Source organism: Bradyrhizobium sp. Kon37, from assembly GCF_055807535.1.
In genome coordinates, this window is sequence record NZ_JBVVOY010000003.1 from 441262 (window position 1) to 465174 (window position 23913).

19 protein-coding genes are annotated in these 23913 nt (G+C 64.4%); 8 read left to right on the forward strand and 11 right to left on the reverse strand.

Features of this window, described 5'->3' with window-relative positions; genetic code table 11:
• Positions 1–52: 52 nt before the first annotated feature.
• Genes AC0L3J_RS09960 through AC0L3J_RS09970 form a run of 3 tightly spaced genes read left to right on the forward strand, consistent with a single transcriptional unit; the run spans position 53 to position 3131 of the window.
• Entirely contained in the window at positions 53–1375 is a 1323-nt protein-coding gene (locus AC0L3J_RS09960; protein WP_456765424.1) for an ABC transporter substrate-binding protein, read from the forward strand.
• Complete coding sequence (locus AC0L3J_RS09965) at positions 1372–2310, forward strand: carbohydrate ABC transporter permease (RefSeq protein ID WP_027516623.1); 939 nt, start codon at positions 1372–1374, stop codon at positions 2308–2310. Before AC0L3J_RS09960 ends, AC0L3J_RS09965 begins: the two co-directional genes overlap by 4 nt.
• Complete coding sequence (locus AC0L3J_RS09970) at positions 2307–3131, forward strand: carbohydrate ABC transporter permease (protein ID WP_456765425.1); 825 nt, start codon at positions 2307–2309, stop codon at positions 3129–3131. The genes AC0L3J_RS09965 and AC0L3J_RS09970 overlap by 4 nt, the downstream gene beginning before the upstream one ends.
• Here the strand turns inward: AC0L3J_RS09970 and AC0L3J_RS09975 are convergent, their stop codons facing one another.
• A complete protein-coding gene (locus AC0L3J_RS09975; RefSeq protein WP_456765426.1) occupies positions 3132–4787 on the reverse strand; it encodes a regulator in 1656 nt (551 codons plus the stop codon). It lies immediately after the preceding gene.
• 10 nt (positions 4788–4797) lie between these two features.
• Entirely contained in the window at positions 4798–5499 is a 702-nt protein-coding gene (locus AC0L3J_RS09980) for a cysteine hydrolase family protein (protein WP_456765427.1), read from the reverse strand.
• A 684-nt stretch (positions 5500–6183) separates the two neighbouring features.
• Here AC0L3J_RS09980 and AC0L3J_RS09985 point away from each other — a divergent pair.
• The gene (locus tag AC0L3J_RS09985) at positions 6184–9660 is read left to right on the forward strand and encodes an indolepyruvate ferredoxin oxidoreductase family protein (protein ID WP_473346863.1); all 3477 of its coding nucleotides are present in this window, start codon (positions 6184–6186) and stop codon (positions 9658–9660) included.
• 130 nt (positions 9661–9790) lie between these two features.
• On the opposite strand, the gene AC0L3J_RS09990 is transcribed toward AC0L3J_RS09985, so the two are convergent.
• The 4 genes from AC0L3J_RS09990 to AC0L3J_RS10005 all read right to left on the reverse strand — a co-directional run bounded on the left by AC0L3J_RS09990 (position 9791) and on the right by AC0L3J_RS10005 (position 14738).
• On the reverse strand, positions 9791–11512 hold the full coding sequence (locus AC0L3J_RS09990; protein ID WP_473346835.1) for an FAD-dependent oxidoreductase: 1722 nt from the start codon (positions 11510–11512) through the stop codon (positions 9791–9793).
• A 59-nt stretch (positions 11513–11571) separates the two neighbouring features.
• The gene (locus AC0L3J_RS09995; RefSeq protein WP_456765430.1) at positions 11572–12591 is read right to left on the reverse strand and encodes a S1C family serine protease; all 1020 of its coding nucleotides are present in this window, start codon (positions 12589–12591) and stop codon (positions 11572–11574) included.
• Positions 12592–12682: 91 nt separating this feature from the next.
• Positions 12683–13132 carry a gluconate 2-dehydrogenase subunit 3 family protein gene (locus tag AC0L3J_RS10000; protein ID WP_456765431.1) on the reverse strand — a complete coding sequence of 150 codons (450 nt, stop codon included), beginning with the start codon at positions 13130–13132 and terminating at the stop codon, positions 12683–12685.
• A 7-nt stretch (positions 13133–13139) separates the two neighbouring features.
• Positions 13140–14738 (reverse strand): GMC family oxidoreductase, encoded by a 1599-nt coding sequence (locus AC0L3J_RS10005; RefSeq protein ID WP_456765432.1) that lies wholly within the window; start codon positions 14736–14738, stop codon positions 13140–13142.
• 196 nt (positions 14739–14934) lie between these two features.
• Between AC0L3J_RS10005 and AC0L3J_RS10010 the strand changes: the two genes are divergently transcribed.
• Positions 14935–15723 (forward strand): thermonuclease family protein, encoded by a 789-nt coding sequence (locus AC0L3J_RS10010; protein ID WP_456765433.1) that lies wholly within the window; start codon positions 14935–14937, stop codon positions 15721–15723.
• Between the two features lie 217 nt (positions 15724–15940).
• Here the strand turns inward: AC0L3J_RS10010 and cyoD are convergent, their stop codons facing one another.
• The 4 genes from cyoD to AC0L3J_RS10030 are packed head-to-tail and all read right to left on the reverse strand — an operon-like array spanning position 15941 to position 19791.
• Positions 15941–16330 (reverse strand): cytochrome o ubiquinol oxidase subunit IV, encoded by a 390-nt coding sequence (gene cyoD / locus AC0L3J_RS10015; RefSeq protein WP_018457172.1) that lies wholly within the window; start codon positions 16328–16330, stop codon positions 15941–15943.
• Positions 16327–16968 (reverse strand): cytochrome (ubi)quinol oxidase subunit III, encoded by a 642-nt coding sequence (locus tag AC0L3J_RS10020; protein ID WP_456765434.1) that lies wholly within the window; start codon positions 16966–16968, stop codon positions 16327–16329. The genes cyoD and AC0L3J_RS10020 overlap by 4 nt, the downstream gene beginning before the upstream one ends.
• A complete protein-coding gene (gene cyoB, locus AC0L3J_RS10025; protein WP_456769684.1) occupies positions 16968–18968 on the reverse strand; it encodes a cytochrome o ubiquinol oxidase subunit I in 2001 nt (666 codons plus the stop codon). Before cyoB ends, AC0L3J_RS10020 begins: the two co-directional genes overlap by 1 nt.
• Positions 18958–19791, reverse strand: coding sequence for a cytochrome ubiquinol oxidase subunit II family protein (locus AC0L3J_RS10030; protein WP_456765435.1), 834 nt, complete (start codon positions 19789–19791; stop codon positions 18958–18960). The genes cyoB and AC0L3J_RS10030 overlap by 11 nt, the downstream gene beginning before the upstream one ends.
• A 234-nt stretch (positions 19792–20025) precedes the next feature.
• Between AC0L3J_RS10030 and AC0L3J_RS10035 the strand changes: the two genes are divergently transcribed.
• Genes AC0L3J_RS10035 through AC0L3J_RS10045 form a run of 3 tightly spaced genes read left to right on the forward strand, consistent with a single transcriptional unit; the run spans position 20026 to position 22209 of the window.
• A complete protein-coding gene (locus AC0L3J_RS10035; RefSeq protein ID WP_456765436.1) occupies positions 20026–20838 on the forward strand; it encodes an SDR family NAD(P)-dependent oxidoreductase in 813 nt (270 codons plus the stop codon).
• Positions 20839–20852: 14 nt separating this feature from the next.
• Complete coding sequence (locus tag AC0L3J_RS10040; RefSeq protein ID WP_456765437.1) at positions 20853–21407, forward strand: carboxymuconolactone decarboxylase family protein; 555 nt, start codon at positions 20853–20855, stop codon at positions 21405–21407.
• Between the two features lies 1 nt (position 21408).
• Positions 21409–22209: an SDR family NAD(P)-dependent oxidoreductase gene (locus tag AC0L3J_RS10045; RefSeq protein WP_456765438.1), complete on the forward strand. Its 801-nt coding sequence runs from the start codon at positions 21409–21411 to the stop codon at positions 22207–22209.
• A 236-nt stretch (positions 22210–22445) separates the two neighbouring features.
• Here AC0L3J_RS10045 and AC0L3J_RS10050 read toward each other — a convergent pair whose 3' ends face one another.
• On the reverse strand, positions 22446–23777 hold the full coding sequence (locus AC0L3J_RS10050) for a PQQ-dependent sugar dehydrogenase (RefSeq protein ID WP_456765439.1): 1332 nt from the start codon (positions 23775–23777) through the stop codon (positions 22446–22448).
• Between the last annotated feature and the right edge of the window lie 136 nt (positions 23778–23913).

Consider the following 23913-nt stretch of genomic DNA (forward strand, 5'->3'; position numbering starts at 1 on the left):
GCAGAACGGCCGCTAGTATCCGCCCAAATTGAGTCACAGGGAGGGACCTCAAGTGGTCAACCACAAAATCTCGCGTCGTACGCTCTTGACGGGCACTGCCGCAGCTGGCGCGCTCAGCCTGACGGGATTGCCGGCGCGCGCCGACGTGAACTGGAAGAAATACGCAGGGACCAAGCTCGAGGTGATCCTCGCCAAGGGGCCTCGCGGCGACAATCTGCAAAAATACGTCAAGGAGTTCACCGAGCTCACCGGCATCCAGGTCGAAGCGGAGCAGATTCCCGAGCAGCAGCAGCGCCAGAAGGTGGTGATCGAGTTCACCTCGGGCCGTCCGAGCTTCGACGTCGTCCATCTCAGCTATCACGTGCAGAAGCGGCAGTTCGAGAAGGCCGGCTGGCTTGCCGATTTGACGCCCTTCATGAAGGACCCGGCGCTCACCGCGCCCGATCTCGTCGAAAGCGACTTCTCGGCCGCGGGCCTGCAATACGCCAGGAACGACAAGGGCCAGATGCTGTCGCTGCCGTGGTCGGTCGATTATTTCATCCTCTATTACAACAAGGAGCTGTTCGCGAAGAAGGGCGTCGCCGTTCCCAAGACTCTCGACGAGATGGCTGCGGCGGCCGAGAAGCTCACCGACACCAAGGAAGGCATCTACGGCTTTGTCGGGCGCGGCCTGCGCAACGCCAACATGGCGATGTGGAGCAACTTCTTCCTCAATTATGGCGGGGAATTCCTCGACGCCAAGGGCAATATCCTGACCGACGGTCCGGAAGCCATTGCCGCGACCAAGCTGTATCAGACGCTCCTGACGAAATCGGCACCTCCAGGCGTCGCCGGCTTCAACTGGATGGAGTCGATGGCCTCGTTCACGCAAGGCCGATCCGCGATGTGGATCGACGGCGTCGGCTGGGCACCACCGCTGGAAGATCCGGCCGCCTCGCGCGTCGTCGGCAAGGTCGGCTACACCGTCGTGCCCGCCGGCCCCAAGGGCCAATATTCCTCGACCTATGGCGACGGCATCGGCGTTGCCGCTGCGAGCAAGAACAAGGAAGCCGCCTATCTGCTCTGCCAATGGGTGGTCTCGAAAACGCAAGGCGCGCGTCTGCTGCAGGCCGGCGGCGGCGTACCGTTCCGCAATTCGATCCTCGGCGATCCCGAGGTCCAGAAGGGCGTCAAGACCAAGGAATGGCTGCAATCGGTGATCGATTCCGGCAAGATCAGCAAGCTGGGCCTGCCCGTCGTGATTCCGGTCGCCGAATTCCGCGACATCGTCGGGGCCGCGGTCACTGCGACCTTGTCCGGCGCCGATCCTGCCGCCGAGCTGAAGAAGGCCAACGATCAGTACCGGCCGATCCTGGAGCGTAGCGAGAAGGCGTGAGTGCGTTGACACAATCGACTCCGGGTGCGGCACAGTCTGATGCCGCGCCGGAGAAGGAGTTGCGGCCGCCGTCCTACTGGCCGTTCGTGGTGCCGGCGCTGGTCGTCGTGATCGCGATCATCATCTTTCCGTGGGTCTTCACGATCTGGATGAGCCTGAACGAGTGGAAGGTCGGCTCGTCGACCACCTTCGTTGGATTGTCCAATTATCTGCGGCTGACGAGCGATCCGCGGTTCATTGAGGCCGTCGGACATACATTGGTCTACACCATACTGTCCGTGCTGCTGCCGCTCGTGCTCGGCACGTTTGCGGCCGTGGTGTTTCATCAGAAATTTCCTGGCCGCGGCTTTCTGCGCGGCGTCTTCATCATGCCGATGATGGCGACGCCGGTGGCGATCGCGCTGGTCTGGACCATGATGTTCCACCCGCAGCTCGGCGTACTGAACTATCTGCTGTCGCTGGTTGGAATCCCAGCGCAGCTCTGGGTATTCCATCCCGCGACCGTCATTCCCTCGCTGGTGCTGGTCGAGACCTGGCAATGGACGCCGCTGGTCATGCTGATCGTGCTCGGCGGCCTGGCCGCGATCCCGACCGAGCCTTATGAAAGTGCACAGATCGATGGCGCCAGCATCTGGCAAGTGTTCCGCTTCATCACCCTGCCGCTGATCATGCCGTTCCTGTTCATCGCCGGCATGATCCGCATGATCGATGCCGTGAAGAGCTTTGACATCATTTTCGCAATCACCCAGGGCGGACCGGGATCGGCGTCGGAGACGATCAATATCTATCTCTACAGCGTCGCCTTCTCCTATTACGACCTCGGCTACGGCTCGGCGATCGCTGTCGTGTTCTTCCTGCTGATCGTCCTGCTTGCGGCGGTGATGCTTTATGCGCGCCAGCGCATGCTGTGGACCGAGATCGCGAGCGGCACATGAGTCCAAGGCAAATCATCGGCAAGATCGGCCTGTGGTTCTCGGTGTTCGTCATCGTGTCGCCGGCGATCCTGTTCTTCCTCTGGATGCTGTCGCTGTCGCTCAAATTCGAGATCGACAACGCCGCCTACCCGCCGGTGTTCTTTCCCGAACATGTCGCCTGGAAGAACTATGCCGACGTGCTCGCTTCCAACCGCTTCCTGACCTATTTCATCAACAGCCTGATCGTGACAGGGAGCGCGACGCTGCTTGCGCTGCTGGTCGGCGTTCCCGCCGGCTACGGGATTGCGCGGATGGCCGCGCACAAATCCGCGATCGTGATCCTGATCGCCCGCATCACGCCGGGCCTGTCCTATCTGATCCCGCTGTTTCTCATGTTCCAGTGGCTGGGACTGCTCGGCACGCTGGTGCCGCAGATCATCATCCACCTCGTGGTCACGGTGCCGATCGTGATCTGGATCATGATCGGCTATTTCGAGACGACGCCGATGGAACTGGAAGAAGCAGCCCTCATCGACGGCGCCACGCGCTGGCAGGTCTTCCGACACGTCGCGCTGCCGATCGCCAAGCCCGGCATCGCGGTCGCCTTCATCCTGGCCGTGATCTTCTCCTGGAACAATTTTGTCTTCGGCATCGTGCTGGCCGGACGCGAGACCCGCACCCTGCCCGTCGCCGTCTACAACATGATCTCGTTCGACCAGTTGAGCTGGGGGCCGCTCGCGGCCGCTGCGCTGATAGTCACCCTGCCGGTGCTGCTGCTGACGGTGTTCGCCCAGCGACAGATCGTCGCCGGGCTCACCGCGGGTGCCGTCAAAGGCGGGTAGCTACTCCGCCGGTGCCGCGTGCATGTCCGCATGCGGCATGTAGGGCTCGCTCGCGCCGAGCCTGCTGGCCGCGAACAGACCGGCGGCCATCACGGCATAGGCGAACGCGACCGCGGGCGTGACGCCGAAGCCACCGCCGATGCCCACGGCTTCGCCATGCATGAAGCCGAAGTAGGTCAGCACTGCACCGACCAAGGCGAACGCCGAGGCCTTCTCGAAATCGCGCTCGATAATGAAGACACCGATCGCGCCGAGGATCAGGCCGCCGAGGATGGAGCCGCCGCCCATCACTTCGAGCCCGTGATAGAACACGCCCTGCTGCGGCAAGGCTGCGATCGCCGCAGCCTTGACCGCGTCGGCCTTGTCGGCGGCCATTCCGCCGACCGTCGCAGCCGCATTCATGGTCGAGCCCAACATGGTGTCGATCTGGAGCTTGGCCCACGCCGCGAGATGCGGCGTCAGTGCCAGCACGATCGCGGGCGCGTGCTTGACCGGCGTGGTCTGGAACGCCTGCGCGCCAATGAGCATGCCGATATAGAGCAGGATGGGCGAGATCGCGACGACCGGCACCAGCGCCAGCAGCACCGAGATGATGCCGAACCAGGCCAGCACCACCACCATGATGCCGGTCGCGGCCGAATAGCCGATCCGGCCGCCCATCGCCTTCCAGCCGGGATGCCCGATATAGACGGCGTTGATGAAGGGATTGCCCATCAGGCAGCCGATCAGGCTGACGATTCCGTCGGCGGTGAGCACGCGCGTGGTCGGATATTCGTCGCCGGCGGCTTCCGCGCTCTCGACATTGTCCATGGCCTCGACGAGATCATAGATGCCGAACGGAATGGCGGTGACCAGGATGATTCCGAGGAATTCGAAACCGGAGAAGACGTAGCCCACCGCCGGGATCGGCACCGAGAAACCGAAATTGGCAAAGGCATCACCGACGCCCTTGACGCTGAGCCCCCCGAGACCGAGGCCGAACAGGTTCGAGCCCCAGGCGATGACCATGCCCACCGCGATCGCAACGAGACCGGCGGGAATGCCGCGCCAATATTTCACGCCGCCGAACCAGCTCACCAGGATGATGGCGAAGCAGACGAGGCCGATCTGCGGCGTCATGTACATTTCGAGCGCCGGCCGCATCGAGATGAAGGTGACGGATACGCCGGCGAGCGTGCCGAGCAGCGCCGCGCGCGGTGTGATCTTTCGGATGAACGGCGCGATGAAACCGCCGATCATCAGGATGAAGCTCTGGAAGAACACCCAGACCAGGCCAGCCGACCAGCCCTTGAGCGGATCACCGGTCTTGATCGTGATCGGCAGCATGATCACGAAGGTGACGATGAACATGTGCGGCACGCTGACGCCCGAGGGCAGCGCACAGACGTCGTTGCGGCCGGTCTTCTGCGCCAGCCGATAGGCAAGGAACGCGTAGTAGAAGGTGGAAAGGCACATCATCAACCCGAGCGCGGGCAGGATGCGGCCGAACACGAGACTGTCAGGCATCTTCAACACGAAGCGCAACAGGCCCGTGAGCACCAGCATGTTGACGAGGATGTTGGTGCCGAAGCCGAAAAACGCGTTCCAGTCGCCCGGTGTCCATAGTGCCGGCTTGAACTCGGAGGTGCCGGCCGTCCCTGTCGTGCCTGTGCTCATCGTGATGCCCCTACGCTGATGTGGAAATCTTCATCGCCTCCAGTACCGCGGCTGAGCTTGCGACCCAGCCGAAGATGCCGCCCTGGGCCTTGATCATCTTCAGGCCCATCTCGTGAAACTCGGGAAAGTAGGACGCGCAGCCGTCCGAGATGACGACGCAGCGATAGCCGCGATCATTGGCCTCGCGCACGGTGGTGTTGACGCACACTTCGGTGGTGACGCCGCACACCAGGAGATTCTCGATGCCGTATTTCTCCAGCACGTCGGTGAGCTCGGTGGCGTAGAACGCGCCCTTGCCGGGCTTGTCGATCACGATCTCGTTGTCGAGCGGATAGAGCTCCGGAATGATGTCGTGGCCCGCCTCGCCGCGAATGAGAATGCGCCCCATCGGACCGGGGTCGCCGATGCGCAAGGATGGCGCGCCGCGCTCGATTTTCGCCGGCGGCGCGTCGGAGAGATCGGGCAGATGGCCCTCGCGCGTGTGGATCACCAGCATGCCGGTGTCCCGCGCGGCCTTCAGCACGGCACCGATCGGCTTCACCGCGCGCGCGAGCTGGCTGACGTCGTTGCCCAGCGTCTCCCCGAAGCCGCCGGGCTCCATGAAGTCGCGCTGCATGTCGATGATGAGAAGCGCGGTGGCCGGCCAGTCGAGCTTGACCGGCTCCGGTTCGGCGATGATGACACCCAGTGTCGGCTTGGTTGAGTTCAACATGACTCAAGGCCCCCGCGAGAACTCTCTCTGCAGGAGTTCTGCAAGCGCCATGCCATTGTGTACAATTGGGGTTGAACCGACGGCGCAGGAAAATTTACTGCGCTGTCAGAATGTTATTGGAAAAGCCGGGGTCTGCTTATTCGCTGTGCGGCGGCTTTGCGACGTGCATTTGCCCAAAGGATGAGCGCTTTCTGTCGTCATTCCGGGGCGACGCGTAAGCGTCGAACCCGGGCGGCTGAACACGCGGTGAAATGGATTCCGGGCCCGCGTACGCGCGCCCCGGAACGACGAAGGTGGCGTTAGCGACCCGCTCCGTACGGCCGGCGATACTCCTCCCCGTAAGGTGCGCAAGAGGCATTCAGCGTCGCCATGTAGAGCGACCTTCGGCCGTGCCGCGCAATACTTCTGCGTGGAGCATCTGGTGCGGGTGACGCCATGGCCCGATCAGCGCCTCAGCCGTCTCCGTGATCTCGGTATCGAACGCGCTTGCAGGCATCGTGTTCTCCGCAAGCAAGCCATGACCAGCAGGAGCGCCACGGATGCGGCCAGCGATATTGACTTCGCTGTGCATGCCTCTGACTGTCACAATTCGCGTCGCGCAGCCGCTCCTCCCTCCCGCAGCGCAAACCCCAAAGTCGAATACCAAGTCAAATAAAAGCCGAACAAGAGATGAGGACTCCTGAAATGACGCTGATGCAGGTCGAGCTGGACGACAAATACCGGCTCGAATCTAAGCGGATCTTCCTGTCCGGCACGCAGGCGCTGGTCCGGCTGCCCATGTTGCAGCGCGAACGCGACCGGCTTCAGGGCCTCAACACCGGGGGCTTCATCTCGGGCTATCGCGGCTCCCCGCTCGGCATGTACGACCACGCGCTGTGGCGCGCGAAGGAACATCTCCAGCAGCACGACATCGCCTTCGTCCCCGGCCTCAACGAGGACCTCGCGGCGACCGCCGTCTGGGGCAGCCAGCAGGTCGGTCTGTTTCCCGGTGCCAAGGTCGATGGCGTGTTCGGTATCTGGTACGGCAAGGGCCCTGGCGTTGATCGCTCGGTCGATGCGCTCAAGCACGCGAATGCCGCCGGCACCTCGCTCAATGGCGGCGTGCTCGCGCTCGCCGGTGACGACCACGGCTGCCAATCCTCGACACTGGCGCACCAGAGCGAGCAGGTCTTCGCGGCGGCGCTGATCCCCGTCATCAATCCGGCGACGCTCCAGGATTATCTCGACCTCGGCCTCTACGGTTTTGCGCTGTCGCGCTTCTCCGGCTGCTGGGTCGGCTTCAAGGCAATCAGCGAAACCGTGGAAAGCTCAGCCTCGATCTATAGCGATCCTGAACGCATCCAGATCAAGCTCCCCGACGATTTCGAGATGCCGCCCGGCGGCCTCAACATCCGTTGGCCCGATCCGCCGCTCGAGGCGGAGAGGCGCCTGTTCGGCCCGAAGATGGCGGCGGTACAGGCGTTTGCCCGCGCCAACCAGCTCGACCGCATCGTGCTCGACTCCAGGCCGGCACGGCTCGGCATCGTCGCGACCGGCAAGGCCTATCTCGATCTGCGGCAGGCCCTGGCCGATCTGGGCATTACCGACAAGGACGCGCAGGACCTTGGCTTGCGCATCTACAAGGTCGCACTGACTTGGCCGCTGGAGGAAACCGGCGCCAAGCGCTTCGCGGAAGGACTTCAGGACGTGCTGGTCGTCGAGGAGAAGCGCGGCTTCATCGAAGACCAGCTGATGCGCATCCTCTACAACATCGATGCGTCCAGGCGTCCGACCGTGACGGGAAAACGCGACGAGCGCGGCGCGCCGCTATTGCCGAGCGAGAGCGAGCTGACGCCGACCCTCGTTGCAGCCGCGCTGGTGGCGCGGCTGCGCAAGCTCGGCCACCATAGCCCGGTGCTGGAGCAGCGCCTCGCCCGGCTCGAGGCCTTCGACACTCCTGTTCCGGCCTCCGCGCAGATCAAGCTCGCGCGCACGCCATTCTTCTGCTCGGGTTGCCCGCACAACACCTCGACGCGCGTGCCCGAAGGAAGCCGCGCCATGGCCGGTATCGGGTGCCACGGCATGGCCCTGAGCATGCCGACCCGCCGCACCGATCTGATCTCGCATATGGGCGCCGAGGGCGTGAACTGGATCGGACAAGCGCCCTTCACCACCGAGCAGCACATTTTCCAGAACCTCGGCGACGGCACCTACACCCATTCCGGACTGCTTGCCCTTCGCGCGGCATCGGCCGCCGGCATCAGCATCACCTACAAGATCCTCTACAACGACGCCGTCGCGATGACCGGCGGCCAGCCGGCCGAAGGCGGCTTCAACGTCGCCCAGATCGCGCATCAGGTCTGGGCCGAGGGCGTCAAGCGCCTCGCGATCGTGTCGGACGATCCGGGTAAGTATCCAGATGGCAATTACTTCCCGCAAGGCGCGACCATCCATCACCGCCGCGACCTCGACGCCGTGCAGCGCGAACTGCGCGACATCAAGGGCCTTACGGTCATCATCTACGACCAGACCTGCGCCGCGGAAAAGCGCCGCCGCCGCAAGCGCGGGCTCTATCCAGATCCCGCCAAGCGCGCCTTCATCAACGAGCTGGTCTGCGAAGGCTGCGGCGACTGCTCGCAGGCCTCGAACTGCGTCTCGGTGCAGCCGCTGGAAACCGAGTTCGGCCGCAAGCGCCAGATCGACCAGTCGAACTGCAACAAGGACTTCTCCTGCGTCGAGGGTTTTTGCCCGAGCTTCGTCACCGTCCATGGCGGCACGCTCAAGCGAATCAAGACCTCGGCGGTGGACTCAGGCCAGTTGTTCGCCGACCTGCCGCTGCCGCCTGCGCGTGAGCTGGACGCCCCCTACAACATCCTCGTCACCGGCATCGGCGGCACCGGCGTCATCACCATCGGCGCGCTGCTCGGCATGGCCGCCCATGTCGACGGCCGCGGCTGCTCGGCGCTGGATTTTACCGGCCTGTCGCAGAAGAACGGCGCCGTGATGAGCCATGTGCGCATCGCCGCGAAGCCGGAAGACATCTCCGCGGTCCGGATCACCACGGGCGGCGCCGACGTCATCCTCGGCTGCGACATGATCGTCTCGGCAGGTCCCTCTGCGCTCAGCCGCGCCGAGCGCGGAACCACGAAAGCGTATATCAACGCCGACCTGCAGCCGACCGCAAGCTTCGTGCAAAATCCCGATCTCGATTTCGAGATGGGCACGATGCAGACGGTGCTGCGCGACGCTGTCGGCGACAAGAACCTCGACATCATCGACGCGACAGGCATTGCCTCCGCGCTGATGGGCGATTCGATCGCGACAAATCCCTTCATGCTCGGCTTTGCCTTCCAGAAGGGCGCGATCCCGCTATCGCTGGACGCGCTGCTCCGCGCCATCGAGATCAACGGCGCCGCGATCGAAATGAACAAGCTCGCCTTCACCTGGGGACGCCTCGCCGCCCACGACATGTCGCGGGTGCGCAGCGTGCTGCAATTCCGGAGCCGGGCCGCCGCGCCGACGAAGTCGCTCGACGACATCATCGCGACGCGCGCGGAGTTTTTGACGGGCTACCAAGACAAGGCTTACGCCGACCGTTACCTCGCCGCCGTCGCCAAGGTGCGGAAGGCGGAGAATGCGGCCTCCCCCGCATCCATGGAGCTGACCGAGGCTGTCGCGAAAAACCTGTTCAAGCTGATGTCCTACAAGGACGAGTACGAGGTCGCGCGGCTCTACACCGACGGCAGCTTCTCCAAGAAGGTCTCGGAGAAATTCGACGGCGACTTCAAGCTGAAGTTCTATCTGGCCCCGCCGATCTTCGCACAGCGCGACAAGACGACCGGACACCTCCAGAAGAAGGAATTCGGCGGCTGGATGATCCACGCCTTCCGCGTGCTGGCCAAACTAAAGTTCCTGCGCGGCGGCGCGTTCGATCCGTTCGGCCGCACCGAGGAGCGCCGGACCGAGCGGAAGCTGATCGCGGATTATCTCGACATGATCGATCAGCGGATCGCCGGGCTGAAAGCGGAGCAGATCCCGCTGCTGGCGAGGCTCGCGCGGCTGCCGGAGACGATCCGCGGCTTCGGGCATGTCAAGGAAGCCAACATCAAGCTGGCGGCGGCGGAGAAGGCGCGGTTGGAAGCGGAACTGGAGAACAGCCGCTTTGCGGCGGCTGCGGAGTAGCGGTAGGCCCGAACTCTCTCGCCGTCATTGCGAGGAACCCTTGCGACGAAGCAATCCAGACTGCCTCCGCGGAACGATTCTGGATTGCTTCGCTTCGCTCGCAATGACGGGGATATAGCGGAGACGACAATCAGGCAGTTGCCGTCGCCGCACTCGCCGTCACCGCCCCCTCCGCCAGATGCCTTCCCGCGATGTACCCGAACGTCAGCGCCGGCCCCAGTGCAATCCCCGGCCCGGGACAATTGCCGTTCATGATCGAGCCCATGTCGTTGCCGCAGGCGTAGAGGCCCGCAACCGGCGCGCCGTCCTCGCGCAACACGCGCGCCTGTGCATCCACCTTCATGCCGGTCGCCGTGCCGAGATCGGCGGGATAGATCCGCATCGCATAGAACGGCGCGCAGAGGATGGGCGCGACGCAGGGGTTCGGCTTGTGGCTGCTATCGCCGAGATGGCGCTGGTAGATGGTGCTGCCGCGACCGAATTCCGGGTCACGGCCCTCCTTCGCATCGGAATTGTAGTTGGCGATGGTCGCCGCGAGTGTCGACGGCTTGATGCCGATCTTCCCTGCGAGCTGCGCGATATCAGCGGCCTCGGCCAACTCGCCGCTCGCCGCGTAGCGCCGGATATTGCGCGTGAACGGCTGGATGCGGCCGAGGCCGTAGCTCCACAGGAACGGGCGGTCGCAGATCAGATAGAACGGCCAGTCCGGTTCGCCATTGCCGTCACGCAGCATGGCGAGAACGAACTCGTGGTACGACAGTGCCTCGTTGACGAAGCGCCGGCCGGCCGCATTGACCGCGATCACGCCGGGCTTGGCGCGGTCGGTCGCCATGTGCGGGAAAACACCACGGCTTCCGTCAGTACGCCGGAACAGCGAGGTCGGCACCCAATAGGCCGGGCTCGTCGCATCCGTATTGAGCGCTGCGCCGGTTGCAGTCGCAAGGCGGAGCCCGTCGCCCGTAGCGGACGTGTGGGCCGCCGAGATAAATCCGGTCGCGGGTGGGAACAAGCGTTTGCGCAAGATCGCGTCGTGCGAAAAGCCGCCGGTCGCCAGCACCACGCCGCGTCGCGCGGCGATCAGCCGATCGCGCGCGCCATGACGGATGAGCACACCACCGACGCGCGCGCCCTGGAGCGACAAATCCTCGACGTCCGCACTGAAGAGGATCTCGACCTGCCGGTCCAGCAGCGAGGCATACAGCCGCGCGGCGAGCGCATTGCCGAGATGCAGCGTCGTGCCGCGCGGGCTGCGCAGCCGCTGCCACGCATACTCGGAAACCAGCCGCGCCGCGCGAAGAGTCGAGCGCAGCGATTGTCCGGCCCGGCGCAGATGCGGCATGTCGAGGCGGTTGACCATCATGCCGCCGAACAGCGTGAACTCCGGCAGCGGCGCGCGCAGCCGCGCGAAATGCCCGCCCAGCCGCGCGCCGTCGAAGACGACCGGCTCGAGCACGCGCCCGCCCGGCGTCGCGCCCAGCCGCTCCGGATAATAGTCCGGACAGGCTTTCACCGGCTGGAGCCGCACTTGCGTGTTGGCTTCGAGATAGGCGACCGCCTCCGGCCCGCGCGCGAGGAAAGCGGCGCGGAGGCCCGCATTGGCGGGCTCCGGCACCGTGCTCGACAAATATTGCACGGCGTCCGTGATGCTATCGGAGAGCCCCGCCTCTTTCATTTTGGCATTGGCGGGAATCCAGACCATGCCGTCGGACCATGCGGTGGTGCCGCCGACGAAGGCGGTCTTCTCGATCACCAGCACGCGCAGGCCCTCGGCGGCGGCCACCGCCGCTGCCGTCATGCCACCGGCGCCGGCGCCGACGACAATGACATCGTAGGTCTCATGCGCCGGCATCATGCAGCGGGGTTCCCGAAGCGAGGCATGACACCGTCATACCTCGCTTCGGCGCCCACACGCTAGCGGGCCGGCTTGCGTTCGACCGGGTCGATGTCGATCGCCCGCAGGCGGCCGAGCCGCAACACGTCCATCGCCAGCCGCCGGCCGATCCGGTCGCGATCGAGCACACGGATCAGATCGTCGACGCCGTTGATCTCGACGCCGTCGAGGCCGATCACGACATCGCCGGACAACAGGCCCGCCTTCGCGGCCGGCCCGTCCGGCTCGATCTGCGCCAGCAGCGCGCCCATCTTGTTCTCGACGCCGGCCAGCACCGCGTGCCGCCGCGGGATCGGTGCGGTCTGGCCGGCCACGCCGATATAGGCGCGGCGGACATAGCCGTGGCGGATGATCTCCGACAGCACGAATTGCGCGGTGTTGCTGGCGACCGCGAAGCATATGCCCTGCGCGCCATTGATGATGGCGGTGTTGATGCCGATCACCTCGGCATTCGACGACACCAGCGGCCCGCCGGAATTACCGGGATTGAGCGCGGCATCGGTCTGGATCACGTCTTCGATGGTGCGGCCGCTGACCGAGCGGATCGAGCGCCCGAGCGCCGAGACCACGCCGGCGGTAACGGTCGATTCAAAGCCGAGCGGGTTGCCGATCGCGATCACGAGCTGGCCGCGCCGCAAGGTCTTGGAGTTGCCGAGCGCCGCATAGGGCAAGTCCCGCACCCCGTTGGCGCGAAGCAGCGCAAGATCAGTGTCGGGATCGACGCCGAGCACCCGGGCGTCGCCGACATGGCCCTCGACGTCGCGCAGCCGGATCTCCTTCGACGAGCCGACCACGTGGCTATTTGTGAGCACGAGTCCGTCCGGCGAGATCACGATGCCCGAGCCGAGCCCGCCGCGCTCGCGGCCGTTCGGCACCTTTGGTCCGGTCTCGACGCGCACGACGGCTGGGCCGACCCGGTCGGTCACGTCGATGACGGCATTGGAATAGGCGTCCAGCAGGGCCCGGTCGTTGTCCCGGACAGCCGCTGTCGCCCGCGATGACGCGGCGTCATCGACGATGTCTGAAGTAAAATCCAACATGGTAGGAGTCCTTGAGGCTCACACAGATGGTGGCCTGCTCCTTTAGGCGCAAGGGACCCGCCCGGGGCGCAAGGCTGGACTGCCCAGGTGGCTAGGGTGCCCGTCGCAGCGTGCCCGCCCTTGTCTTGACCGGGTCCAGCAGCGACCAGTCGCCATCCGGCAGCACGTAACCCAGGGGGAACGGCGCGCGTAGCTCGAGCCCGAGCGAGCGCAGCACACGGTCGTCGCGGTAGTAGCATTGCAGCACCACGCGGACGAGCGTCGCGGCAGCCGCGCCGCCGGAACTGCGAAACTCCTGCGCCACCGCATCGCGCCTGGCCGCATCGAGCTCGGCCAACGGCTGGCCCGCGAGCCGCCCCAGATGGTCGAGCGCCGCCGCGACCAATTTGGCGTCACGCCCCAGCGTCGCCAGCATGTCGGCCTGGATCGCGGGATCGTCGGCGCCCGGCACCTTGTACTCGTCGCTGGCGGGCACGATCATCGCGGCGATAGCGCGGAGGTCGTCGCGCTGGCTGCGTGTCAGTTGATTGTCTGCGGACATGTCGGCCTCAATCGAACAAATTGGCGAGGCGCTGCTTCATCTGGTCGGCGATGTAGAGCGCAAGGGCCTGAATGGTGGACGTCGGATTCACCCCGCCCGAGGTGACGAAGATGCTGCCATCGACGATGAAGAGATTCTTGACGTCGTGCGAGCGGCCCCATTCGTTGACGACGGAGCGTTCGGGGTCAGTGCCCATGCGCGCCGTGCCGAGCAGATGCCAGCCGCCCCACGGGATCGGCGAGTTGACGCAGATGTCGCTCGCCCCCGCGGTCTCGAGAATCTCCCGGCCGCGCGCCAGCGCATGCTCCATCATCTTCCGGCTGTTCTCGCTGATCGTGTAGTTGATCTTCGGCGCGGGAATGCCGTGGCTGTCCTTCAACACCGGATCGAGCGTGACCTGGTTATGCTCCTCCGGCAGGTCCTCGCAGATCGCGGAAAAGCCGAGCCGGTGGCCGTTGAGCTTGCGGAAGATGCGGTGATGATCGGCGCCCCACGGCAATATCCCCTTCTGCTCGCTGACGACAGCCTCGAACACCGGCCCCGCGCCGCGCACGAACTGAACGCCATAGCCGCGCACGAAGCCGCGCGAGAGGTCCGTGTCATACCATTCCTTGCTCCACAGGCAGGTCGGCGGCGCGCGGTTGCTATCGGTCGGCTCCTTCACATAGCCGTAGATCTGCGCATAAGGATGGAACATCAGGTTCTTGCCGACGAGGCCGGACGAATTGGCAAGCCCGTTCGGAAAGCGGTTCGATGCCGAATTCAGCAGCAGCCGCGGCGTGCCGACGCCGTTGCAGGCGATGATGACGACATGCGCCGGCTGGAACTGCTCGACGCCATCCTTGTCGTAATAGACCACGCCGGTGGCCATGCCGTTCTCGTCGGTGGTGATCTCGCGCACCCGACAGTGCGTACGCAGCTCGACGCCGGCGCGGACCGCGTGCGGCCAATAGGTGATGTCGGTCGAGGACTTCGCGCCTTGCGCACAGGCCGGCGTGCAATGGCCGAGGTTGATGCAGCGCGCTCGGCCCTCGTAGTCCATGGTCGCGACCGTCGTATCCGACGGCCACCAGTGCCAGCCGAGCTTGTTCATGGTCTTGCCGATGATCGCACCGGACAACCCCATCGGCTGTGGCGGCATCGGCGGATGCGTCAGCGGTGACAGCGGATCGCCCGACAGGCCGGAGGTGCCCATCATCCGGTCGTTCTCTTCGAAGAACGGGGTCAGCGCGTCGTAGTCGATCGGCCAGTCGTCGGCGACGCCGTCGAGCGTCCTCACCTTGAAATCGGAGGGATGCAGCCGCGGCCAGTGCGCGGTGTACATCACCGTCGAGCCACCGACCGCATTGTAGTTGACGACCTTGATCAGCGAATCGTCGTCGTTGATCGGATAGTCCTCGGGCCGCCCGCGGACGTTGGGGCTGGACGACCACTCACCGTAGAACTTGGCCTCCCAGTCCCGGCCCGTGCTGGGATATTCCGCCGGGTTCATCCAGCCGCCCTGCTCCAGGCAGAGAATATGCATCTTGGTCTCGGCCAGCGACCACGCCACCGCCGCGCCCGAAGCGCCGGCGCCGATGATCAGGACGTCCACGGGGTCTTTCATCGCAAATTTTTCCTCCCTTCGCCGCTTCCCGGGCGATTCGGCCTCCGCTCCGCAAGGCCGGCGAACGATAGGATCAGAGCTACGGCTGAGTAAAGCCGCGAGGCCGGAATGTCGCACTTCGCGGGGCGCAGACCATTGGTATCGCCACATCCGGATGCTAGGAACAAGGCGCACGAGCCATCGATAGCGAGACCTTATGTCCTTCCGAAAGTCCTTTGCCAGCGCGCGCGCTTTTGCGCTCGTTTGCTTTATTGCCCTGTCCGGATTTCTGGGCACATCCGGCCCCGCCTCGGCGCTGACCGCCGCCGCGACGGTCCGCGACGGCAACGCCATCCAGCTCGGCGACGTCACCTACCGCCTTGACGGCGTCGACGCACCCGAGCTGGACCAGGTCTGCATCGACGATCACGCCGATCCCTGGACCTGCGGCATCGAGGCCCGCGACCAGCTCGCCAAGCTGATTGGCAAGCGATCGGTGCGTTGCGACGATGTCGGACCGGAAAAGAGTTTTGGCAAGCGGCACCGCGCGATCTGCACGGCCGAGGGCGACAAGACCAGCTTGAACGAGCAGCTGGTCAAGCTCGGCTATGCCATTGCTCGCGAGCCGGTCAAGGCGAACGTCAAGTCGGCCGCGGCCGACGCGAAATCAACCTCGGCCGGAATCTGGAAGGGCTGCTTTGTTGCACCGCAAGAATTCCGCGCCGGCAAGAAGGACGGCGCGCTCCTGGGCGCCGCCTGCCGCACCGACCGCGACAAGGAGATTCGCGCGGTGTTGTTTCCTGAGGATCTGACGATGCCGCCGAGCTGTGGCATCAAGGGCAAGCTTGCGGTCCGCGCGCGCGTGACCGGCAATATCGGCATCTACCATTTACGGGGCTGTCCGAGCTACCCCGCGACCACCAAGCCGGACCGCTGGTTCTGCTCTGAGGACGACGCCCAGGCTGCGGGCTTCCGCAAGGCGTACAATTGCCGACGACCGAAATAGCGCAGCCCATCACGCACCCGTGAGCGGCAGCCGGAGACAGTATTCATCCGGAATTGAACTCTATCGGGAGTTGCTGCATTTGTAAGCGTACGCAAGCGCTTTGCGCGAGCGTTTCCTTGGCGGCAATCCGGCTCCGGCCCGATTGCTTTGCTCGGGCGTTTCCTCCCTAGACTTGGGCCGCTTGTCACAACAAGCGGCTCTTCTTTTTTGTGCGCCCTTAGCGGCGCATCGGCATGATCTGATCCATGGCCGGCATGTTCGCATTCAGATGCGCCATGATCCAGACGGTACCACCGACCACCAGGAACACCACCAGCAGTCCGAAGGCCAGCGCCAGCACGTTGTTGGTGTTGTCAGGGCCGGTGGTGATGTGCAGGAAGAACACGAGGTGCACGCCCATCTGCGCGATCGCCAGCACGATCAGCGCGACGGGAATCGAAGGCTGCCAGACCAGATCCGTGCCGGCGATAAAGAACGAGGTCGCTGTCAGCAGCAGCGCGAGGACAAGACCGACCACGTAGCCGAGGATGCGCGTCCCGACACTGTGTTGCTCCTCATCGCCCGGCGCAAGGTCATGACCGGCCGGCATATGCGTCTGATCGCTCATACGCCACTCCCAAGCAAATAGACGACCGAGAAGACTCCGACCCAGACGATGTCGAGCGCATGCCAGAACAACGCAAAGCACATCATCCGGCGCAGCACGTCGGCACGAAAACCCTTTGCGAAGACCTGGGCCATCATGGTGAGCAGCCACAATATGCCTGCCGAGACGTGGAGGCCGTGGCAGCCGACCAGCGAGAAGAACGAGGTCAGGAAAGCGCTGCGCGATGGGCCATAGCCGCGGGCAACGAGATCAGCGAATTCGCGAAACTCAATGACGAGAAAGATGAGGCCGAGCAAACACGTCACCGCCATCCCGAGATAGAACCAGAACCGGTTGCGCACATCGGCTGCGATGCTCGCCATGCCGCACGTGAAACTAGACAGCAGCAGGCAGACAGTCTCGATCGCGACGTTCCGCTGCTCGAATATCTCCGAACCCTTCGGGCCGCCGGCGGTCTGGTCGGCCAGCACCGCGTAGGCCGCAAAGAAGCAGGAGAACATCACGATGTCGGAGAGCAGGAAGATCCAGAAACCATAGGCGGTCACGATGCGCTTCGGCGCAGGGCCGGGATGCTCGATGACGAGCCCGATGTGGTGGGGATCGGCGTGCGCATGGCCGGCGGTCGCGGTCATTGACATCAGACTGTCCCCGCCATGCTGACAAGATCGCGCCGCTCCTCGAGATTAACGCGGTCGATCGCCGCGACCTCTGCGGCCGGAATGACGTATTCGTCATGGTCGCGCCAGGCGAACACGACGAACGTCGCGAACGCTCCGATACCACCCAAAATCACCATCCACCAGATGTGCCAGATCAGCGCAAAGCCCATGATGGTAGCGAAGAACGCGCAGACAAAGCCGGTCGGCGAATTCCTGGGCATCTCGATGTCCTGATATTCCGGTCGGCCGTGCTCGAGCGATTGCTGCTGGGCACGAGCCTTCACGTCCCAATAGGCATCTTCGCCGCGCACATCGGGATTGAAAGCGAAATTGAAAACCGGTGGCGGCGACGACGTCGCCCATTCCAGCGAGCGACCATCCCAGGGATCACCGGTACGGTCGCGCAGGGCCTCGCGGTTGCGGATGCTGACCACGAGCTGCACGATCTGACAGATCACGCCAATCGTCAGCACGGCCATGCCGACGGCTGCAACCAGCATCCAGGGCCGCCACGCCGCGACGTCGTAGTGCTGCATGCGCCGCGTCATGCCGAGCATGCCGGCGACGTAGAGCGGGATGAAGGTGACGTAGAAGCCGAGGAAAGTGAACCAGAACGCGAGCTTGCCCCAACGGTCGTCGAGGCGAAAGCCGAACGCCTTCGGGAACCAGTACTCAAAGCCGGCGAATGCGCCGAACAGCACGCCGCCGATGATGACGTTGTGGAAGTGCGCGACCAGAAACATGCTGTTGTGGAGGATGAAATCGGCCGGCGGCACCGCGACCAGCACGCCGGTCAATCCGCCGATGATGAAGGTGACCATGAAGCCTATCGACCACAGCATCGGCGTCTCGAAGCGGATGCGCCCGCCATACATCGTGAACAGCCAGTTGTAGATCTTCACCCCGGTCGGTATCGCGATGATCATGCTGGCGATGCCGAAGATGGCGTTGACGTCGGGGCCCGCCCCCATGGTGAAGAAGTGATGCAGCCAAACCATGAAGGAGATGACGCAGATCGCCATGGTCGCCAGCACCATCGAGCGATAGCCGAACAGTGCCTTGCCGGAGAAGGTCGACACCACCTCGGAGAAGATGCCGAAGGCCGGCAGCACCAGGATGTAGACCTCGGGATGCCCCCAGGCCCAGATCAGGTTCATGAACATCATGACATTGCCGCCGGCCTCATTGGTGAAGAAGTGGAAGCCGAGATAGCGGTCGAGCAGCAGCATCGCGAGGGTGGCGGTCAAAATCGGGAAAGCCGCGACGATCAGGAGATTCGAGGCCAGCGTGGTCCAGCAGAACATCGGCATGCGCAGATAGTTCATGCCCTTGGTGCGCAGCTTCAGCACCGTCGTTACGAGGTTGATGCCGGCCACCAGCGTGCCGACGCCGGAGATCTGCAGCGACCACGCGTAATAATCGACGCCGACGCCCGGCGAGTAGGACAGTTCCGACAGCGGCGGAAACGCGAGCCAGCCGGTCCGGGCGAACTCGCCGATGACAAGCGAGAGATTGACCAGCAGCGCACCGGTCGCGGTTAGCCAGAAGCCGACCGAATTGAGCGTCGGGAAAGCGACGTCTCGTACGCCAAGCTGGAGCGGCACGATGAGATTCATCAGTCCGATCACGAACGGCATCGCCACGAAGAAAATCATGATGGTGCCGTGCGCGGAGAATATCTGGTTGTAGTGCTCCGGCGGCAGATAGCCCTGCGACTGGTAGGCGACCGCCTGCTGAATCCGCATCATGATGGCGTCGCTGCCGCCGCGCAGCAGCATCACCGAGGCCAGCAGGATGTACATCACGCCGATCCGCTTGTGGTCAACACTGGTGATCCACTCGTGCCAGAGATAGGGCAGATGTCCCTTCACCACGACCCAGGCCAGCACGGCGAGAATCCCGACCAGCACCACGGCGCCCGCGATCAGCGGTATAGGCTGGTCGAACGGGATCGCCGACCAATCGAGCTTACCGAGCATCATGGCCTCCACTGTGCGACCGGCCTGCTTCGGATGCGAGCTCCGGCCCCGGTCCCGGCGGAATATGCTGGGTCGCGATCAGGTCGAACAGTCGGGGATCATCGAGCCTGTAGCTCGGCCTGCCCTTCTCGATGCCCTGCTGCATCAGCTTCTTGTAGCTGTCCTCATTGAGGACGGCATCGCTCTTCGCCGTGGTCGCCACCCAATCCGGAAAGGCGAGCGGCGAGACCACGTTGACGTCGAACATCATGTCCGGAAACCCGTCGCCGGAGAAATGTGCCGACAGTCCCTGCAGCTTGCCCTCGTTGTCGGCGCGCAGGTTCAGCTTCGTCACCATGCCGTTCATGGTGTAGATCATGCTGCCGAGCTGCGGGATGAAGAATACGTTCATCACGCTCGACGACGTCAGCTGGAAATTCAGTTCGGCGCCGGCCGGCACCGTCAGCGTGTTGATGGTGGCAATGCGCTGGTCCGGATAGATGAACAGCCATTTCCAGTCGAGCGAGACGGCCTGGATGCGGACCGGACTGCCGGTGCCGGGCACGGGCGCTGCGGGGTCGAGCTGATGCGAGCCGATCCAGGCGACACCCCCGAGCAGGATCACGGTGAGCGCGGGGATCGCCCACACCACCATCTCCACCCGACCGGAATAGACGAAGTCGGGTTGAAACTTTGCTTTCGGATTCGAGGCGCGAAACCAGAACGCAAACGCCAGGATGGCGATGATGGTCGGCACCACGATCGCGAGCATGATGAAGACGGAATCGACCAGGATGGTGCTGTTGGCCGCAGCCACAGGCCCTTGTGGATCGAGCAGATTCATCGGCAAGCCACTGGCGGTTGGGAAGCCCCGGGACAGAGCCTAACGCGGGAAAGGCTCCGGCAGCAAACGCGATCGCGCGAGGTCGGTTCCTAACGGCGCGGGTCGACCGTTCGCCCTTCTCGTGCGGCGGCATGCAATTCCATGCGATGTCAATGACATGAAAGCGGGAGCCCGGCCCTTCTCGCCGCTCCGCGCGATTGCTAGACTGCACGAAAATATTTGGGATGAAACGACATGCAGGGGCCCGAGGACGATCCCGGTCTCGCCGGCAAGGTGGCGCTGGTCAGCGGCGGCGGCGCTGCCGGCGACGGTATCGGCAACGGCCGCGCCGCCGCAATTCTACTGGCTCGCGCCGGCGCCAAAGTGCTGGTGGCAGATCGCGACCTCAAGCTCGCCGAACGCACCGTGGAGATGATCGCAGCCGAAGGCGGCACGGCCGCGGCTCATGGCGGTGACGTCACCAGCGATAGCGATTGCAGGACGCTGGTCGAAGCCGCGCTCGACCGCTGGGGCCGGATCGATTTCCTCGACAACAATGTCGGCATCGGCAGCCGCGGCAGCGTGGTCGATGAAGCCCCCGAGCAATATCGCCGCGTCATGCAGGTCAATGTCGAGAGCATGTTCCTGCTCTCCAAGCACGCGATCCCCGCAATGATCAAGACCGCCAAGGGCGGCGCGATCGTCAACATCTCCTCGATCTCGGCGCTGCGGCCGCGCGGCCTGACGACATATTCGACCTCGAAAGCCGCGATCATCGGCCTGACCCGCGCAATGGCGGTCGATCACGGCCGCGACAACATCCGCGTCAATTGCATCTGCCCCGGGCCGATGTACACGCCGATGGTCTATGGCCGCGGCATGAGCGAACAGGCGCGCGCCCAGCGGGCCAAGGCGTCTTTGCTGAAAATGGAAGGCACCGGCTGGGACGTTGGTCATGCCGTCAAATTCCTGCTCAGCAATTTTGCGCGCTACATCACCGGACAGGTGCTGGTGGTGGACGGCGGGGTGACGCTGCAAGCGCCCGAACGTGAATCACAAGAACACTGAAAGGAACATCAGGGATGGCCCGCCTGCCCTATCTCGAGGCCGACCAGGTCGCGCCCGAATATCGCGACATGCTCAAGCGCAACACCAATCTGCACAAGCTGCTGGTCAATTCGCCGGAGATGGCGCGCGCCTTCAACGGCATCGGCGGCTACATCCGCTTCAAGAGCAAGCTCGACCCGCGCCTGCGCGAGCTTGCGATCCTCCAGATCGGCTGGATGGAGAAATCGGAATACGAGTTCACTCATCACGTGAAGATCGGCAGGGAGTTCGGCGTCACCGATGATGACATCGCCGGCCTGATGGCTGAGACCGAGGGCAAGCCCTCGACGCTCGAGCCACAGGCCAAGGCGATCCTGAAAGGTGCCCGCGAGATGGTACGCGAACTCGCGATGTCGGATGCGACTTTTGCCGAGATCAAGCAGCATCTCTCGGACGAACACATGGTCGACCTCGTGCTGACCATCGCCTTCTATTGCGGCGTGGTGCGCGTGCTCGCCACCATGAAGATCGACAACGAGCCATATTACAAAGAGGTACTCCAGCAGTACCCGATCCCGGGAGTGAACTGACATGCGCTTGAAGGACAAGGTTGCGGTCGTCGTGGGCGCCGGGCAGAGCCCCGGCGAGGGCATGGGCAACGGCCGCGCCACTGCGCTGACCTTCGCGCGCGAGGGTGCCAGGGTGTTGTGCGTCGATCATCATCTGGAATCCGCGCAGGAAACCGCCGCCATGATCGCGGCGAAGCATGGCACCGCCGCGGCGTTCAGGGCCGACGTCACAAAGTCCGCCGACATCAAGGCGATGGTCGCGGAGGCGCAGGCGCGCTGGGGCCGGATCGACGTGCTGCACAACAATGTCGGGGTCAGCCTCTCCGGCGGCGACGCCGAGCTGCTGCAAATCACCGAGGAGGCGTTCGACCGCGTCGTCGCCATCAATCTGAAGAGCTGCATTTGGGCGGCGAAAGAGGTGATCCCGATCATGCGCGCGCAGAACAGCGGCGTGATCATCAACATCTCCTCGATGGCGGCGATCACCACCTACCCTTACGTCGCCTACAAGGCGACGAAGTCGGCGATGATCGCCTTCACCGAACAGCTCGCCTACCAGAACGCGGAATACGGCATCCGCGCCAACGTCATCCTGCCGGGCCTGATGAACACGCCGATGGCCGTCGACACCCGCGCCCGCGAATGGCACAAGACCCGCGCCGAAGTCGAAGCCGAGCGCGACAGCAAGGTGCCGCTGCGCAGGAAGATGGGCACGGGGTGGGACGTCGCGAATGCCGCGCTGTTCCTGGCGTCGGACGAGGCGAATTTCATCACGGGTGTGACGTTGCCGGTGGATGGCGGCGCGAGTGTGCGACGGGGGTGAGCGCCGCAAGCGCAGTGCGTCTTCCCTTCTCCCCTTGCGGGAGAAGGTGGCGTAGGCGGCCTTCGGCCGCCGTTCTTAAGAACGCCGAAGCAAAGCTTCGGCTATGGCGCCGGATGAGGGGTTTCTCTCCGCACACGCAGACGAGTTCGCCGATAGAACCCCTCACCCGTCTCGCCGCTATGCGGCGAGCCACCCTCTCCCACAAGGGGCGAGGGTGCACCTCCATCGTGGCGAGGCTAGCGGCTCACCCGCCAGATCGTGCCGTTGCCGTCCTCCGACACCAGCAGCGATCCATCTTTCGCCACGGCAACACCGACCGGCCGCCCCCATACCTCGGTATCGCTCACCACGAATCCCGTGACAAAATCCTCATACTCGCCGGTCGGCTTGCCATCCTTCATGCGGATTCGGATCACCTTGTAGCCGGTGCGCTTCGACCGGTTCCAGGAGCCGTGCTCGGCCGCGAAAGCATCGCCCTGGTATTCGGATGGAAACTGCGTGCCCTGATAAAAGGTCATGCCGAGCGAGGCCGAGTGCGGCTGCACCAGCACATCAGGCACCGTCACCTTGTCCTTGAGGTCCGGCCGCGCGCCGGCGTGGCGCGGGTCTTCGTTGCCGCCGATATAGAACCATGGCCAGCCATAGAACGCGCCATCCTTCACGCTGGTCACATAGTCAGGCACGAGATCGTCGCCGAGCCCGTCGCGCTCGTTGGTCGAGCACCAGGGCAGCCCGGTCTGCGGCTGAATCGCAAGACCGACGCAGTTGCGGATGCCGGTGGCGTAGATCTTCCGCTCCTTACCCTCGGGGGTAAAGGCGAGCACCGTGGCGCGCTCGGTCTCGCTCGCCCAGGCTGCGCCGAGCGGTTGCGCCTTCGACCAGGCTTCCACGCCACCCGGCGGCGTGCCCATGCCCTCGGCGACGTTGCTGAGCGAGCCGACCGACACCAGCATGCGCCTGTTGTCGGGCGTGAAGACGACGTCGCGGGTGGAATGACCGCCGTCATGCGGCAGGCTCGCGACAATCGTCTCCGCCTTGCCACGCGCCTTGAGATCGCCGGCCTGATAGGGAAAGCGGACGACGCTGTCGGTGTTGGCGACATAGACCCATTGCGGATTGTCGCCGTTCGGGAAGAAGGCGATGCCGAACGGCTGCCGCAGTCCGCTGGCGAACACCTCGTTGGTCGCGGCCTTGCCGCCGTCGCCGGCGCGCAACACGCGGATGGTGCCCGCGCGCGTCTCCGCGACGAAGACATCGCCGTTCGGCGCCACGCGCACGATGCGCGGGGCGCGCAGGCCCTCTGCGAACAGCTCGATCTTGAAGCCGGCCGGGACCTGAAGCGCCCCCTCCGGCGGGCGCGGCACCACGCGCGACGAACTCGCAACCGACCGGGTGGCGCCGGGCCTGACCAGATCCTGCGGCCGGATCAACCTGACTGTGCCGGGCTTGTCGGCTTGCCAATCGCCGTAGGCATCCTTGCCTTGCAGCACCGGCTCCGCCTGGGCGCAGCTCGCGACCGCGACCAGCCACCCCGCGGATATCGCCACGAACGAAATCCTGTTCCTCACGTCGTTTCCTCCCGGCCGTTACGTCTGGCGCATCAACGCCGATCGACGCGCAAACGTTCTGCTAAAGGTCAAATGCCTGCCGAATCCCACGTCAGCTCATGCCCGCACGATGTGCATCAGCCGCAGCCCATCGTAC

Coding starts and splice junctions, on each gene's coding strand:
- AC0L3J_RS09980 (WP_456765427.1), bottom strand. CDS start 5,499: ATGTTGAACTCAACCAAGCCGACACTGGGTGTCATCATCGCCGAACCG.
- cyoD (WP_018457172.1), bottom strand. CDS start 16,330: ATGAGCGATCAGACGCATATGCCGGCCGGTCATGACCTTGCGCCGGGC.
- AC0L3J_RS10005 (WP_456765432.1), bottom strand. CDS start 14,738: ATGAAAGACCCCGTGGACGTCCTGATCATCGGCGCCGGCGCTTCGGGC.
- AC0L3J_RS10040 (WP_456765437.1), top strand. CDS start 20,853: ATGGCCCGCCTGCCCTATCTCGAGGCCGACCAGGTCGCGCCCGAATAT.
- AC0L3J_RS09995 (WP_456765430.1), bottom strand. CDS start 12,591: ATGTTGGATTTTACTTCAGACATCGTCGATGACGCCGCGTCATCGCGG.
- AC0L3J_RS10045 (WP_456765438.1), top strand. CDS start 21,409: ATGCGCTTGAAGGACAAGGTTGCGGTCGTCGTGGGCGCCGGGCAGAGC.
- AC0L3J_RS09985 (WP_473346863.1), top strand. CDS start 6,184: ATGACGCTGATGCAGGTCGAGCTGGACGACAAATACCGGCTCGAATCT.
- AC0L3J_RS09975 (WP_456765426.1), bottom strand. CDS start 4,787: ATGAGCACAGGCACGACAGGGACGGCCGGCACCTCCGAGTTCAAGCCG.
- AC0L3J_RS10000 (WP_456765431.1), bottom strand. CDS start 13,132: ATGTCCGCAGACAATCAACTGACACGCAGCCAGCGCGACGACCTCCGC.
- AC0L3J_RS10010 (WP_456765433.1), top strand. CDS start 14,935: ATGTCCTTCCGAAAGTCCTTTGCCAGCGCGCGCGCTTTTGCGCTCGTT.
- AC0L3J_RS10030 (WP_456765435.1), bottom strand. CDS start 19,791: ATGAATCTGCTCGATCCACAAGGGCCTGTGGCTGCGGCCAACAGCACC.
- AC0L3J_RS10020 (WP_456765434.1), bottom strand. CDS start 16,968: ATGTCAATGACCGCGACCGCCGGCCATGCGCACGCCGATCCCCACCAC.
- AC0L3J_RS09990 (WP_473346835.1), bottom strand. CDS start 11,512: ATGATGCCGGCGCATGAGACCTACGATGTCATTGTCGTCGGCGCCGGC.
- cyoB (WP_456769684.1), bottom strand. CDS start 18,968: ATGCTCGGTAAGCTCGATTGGTCGGCGATCCCGTTCGACCAGCCTATA.
- AC0L3J_RS09970 (WP_456765425.1), top strand. CDS start 2,307: ATGAGTCCAAGGCAAATCATCGGCAAGATCGGCCTGTGGTTCTCGGTG.
- AC0L3J_RS10035 (WP_456765436.1), top strand. CDS start 20,026: ATGCAGGGGCCCGAGGACGATCCCGGTCTCGCCGGCAAGGTGGCGCTG.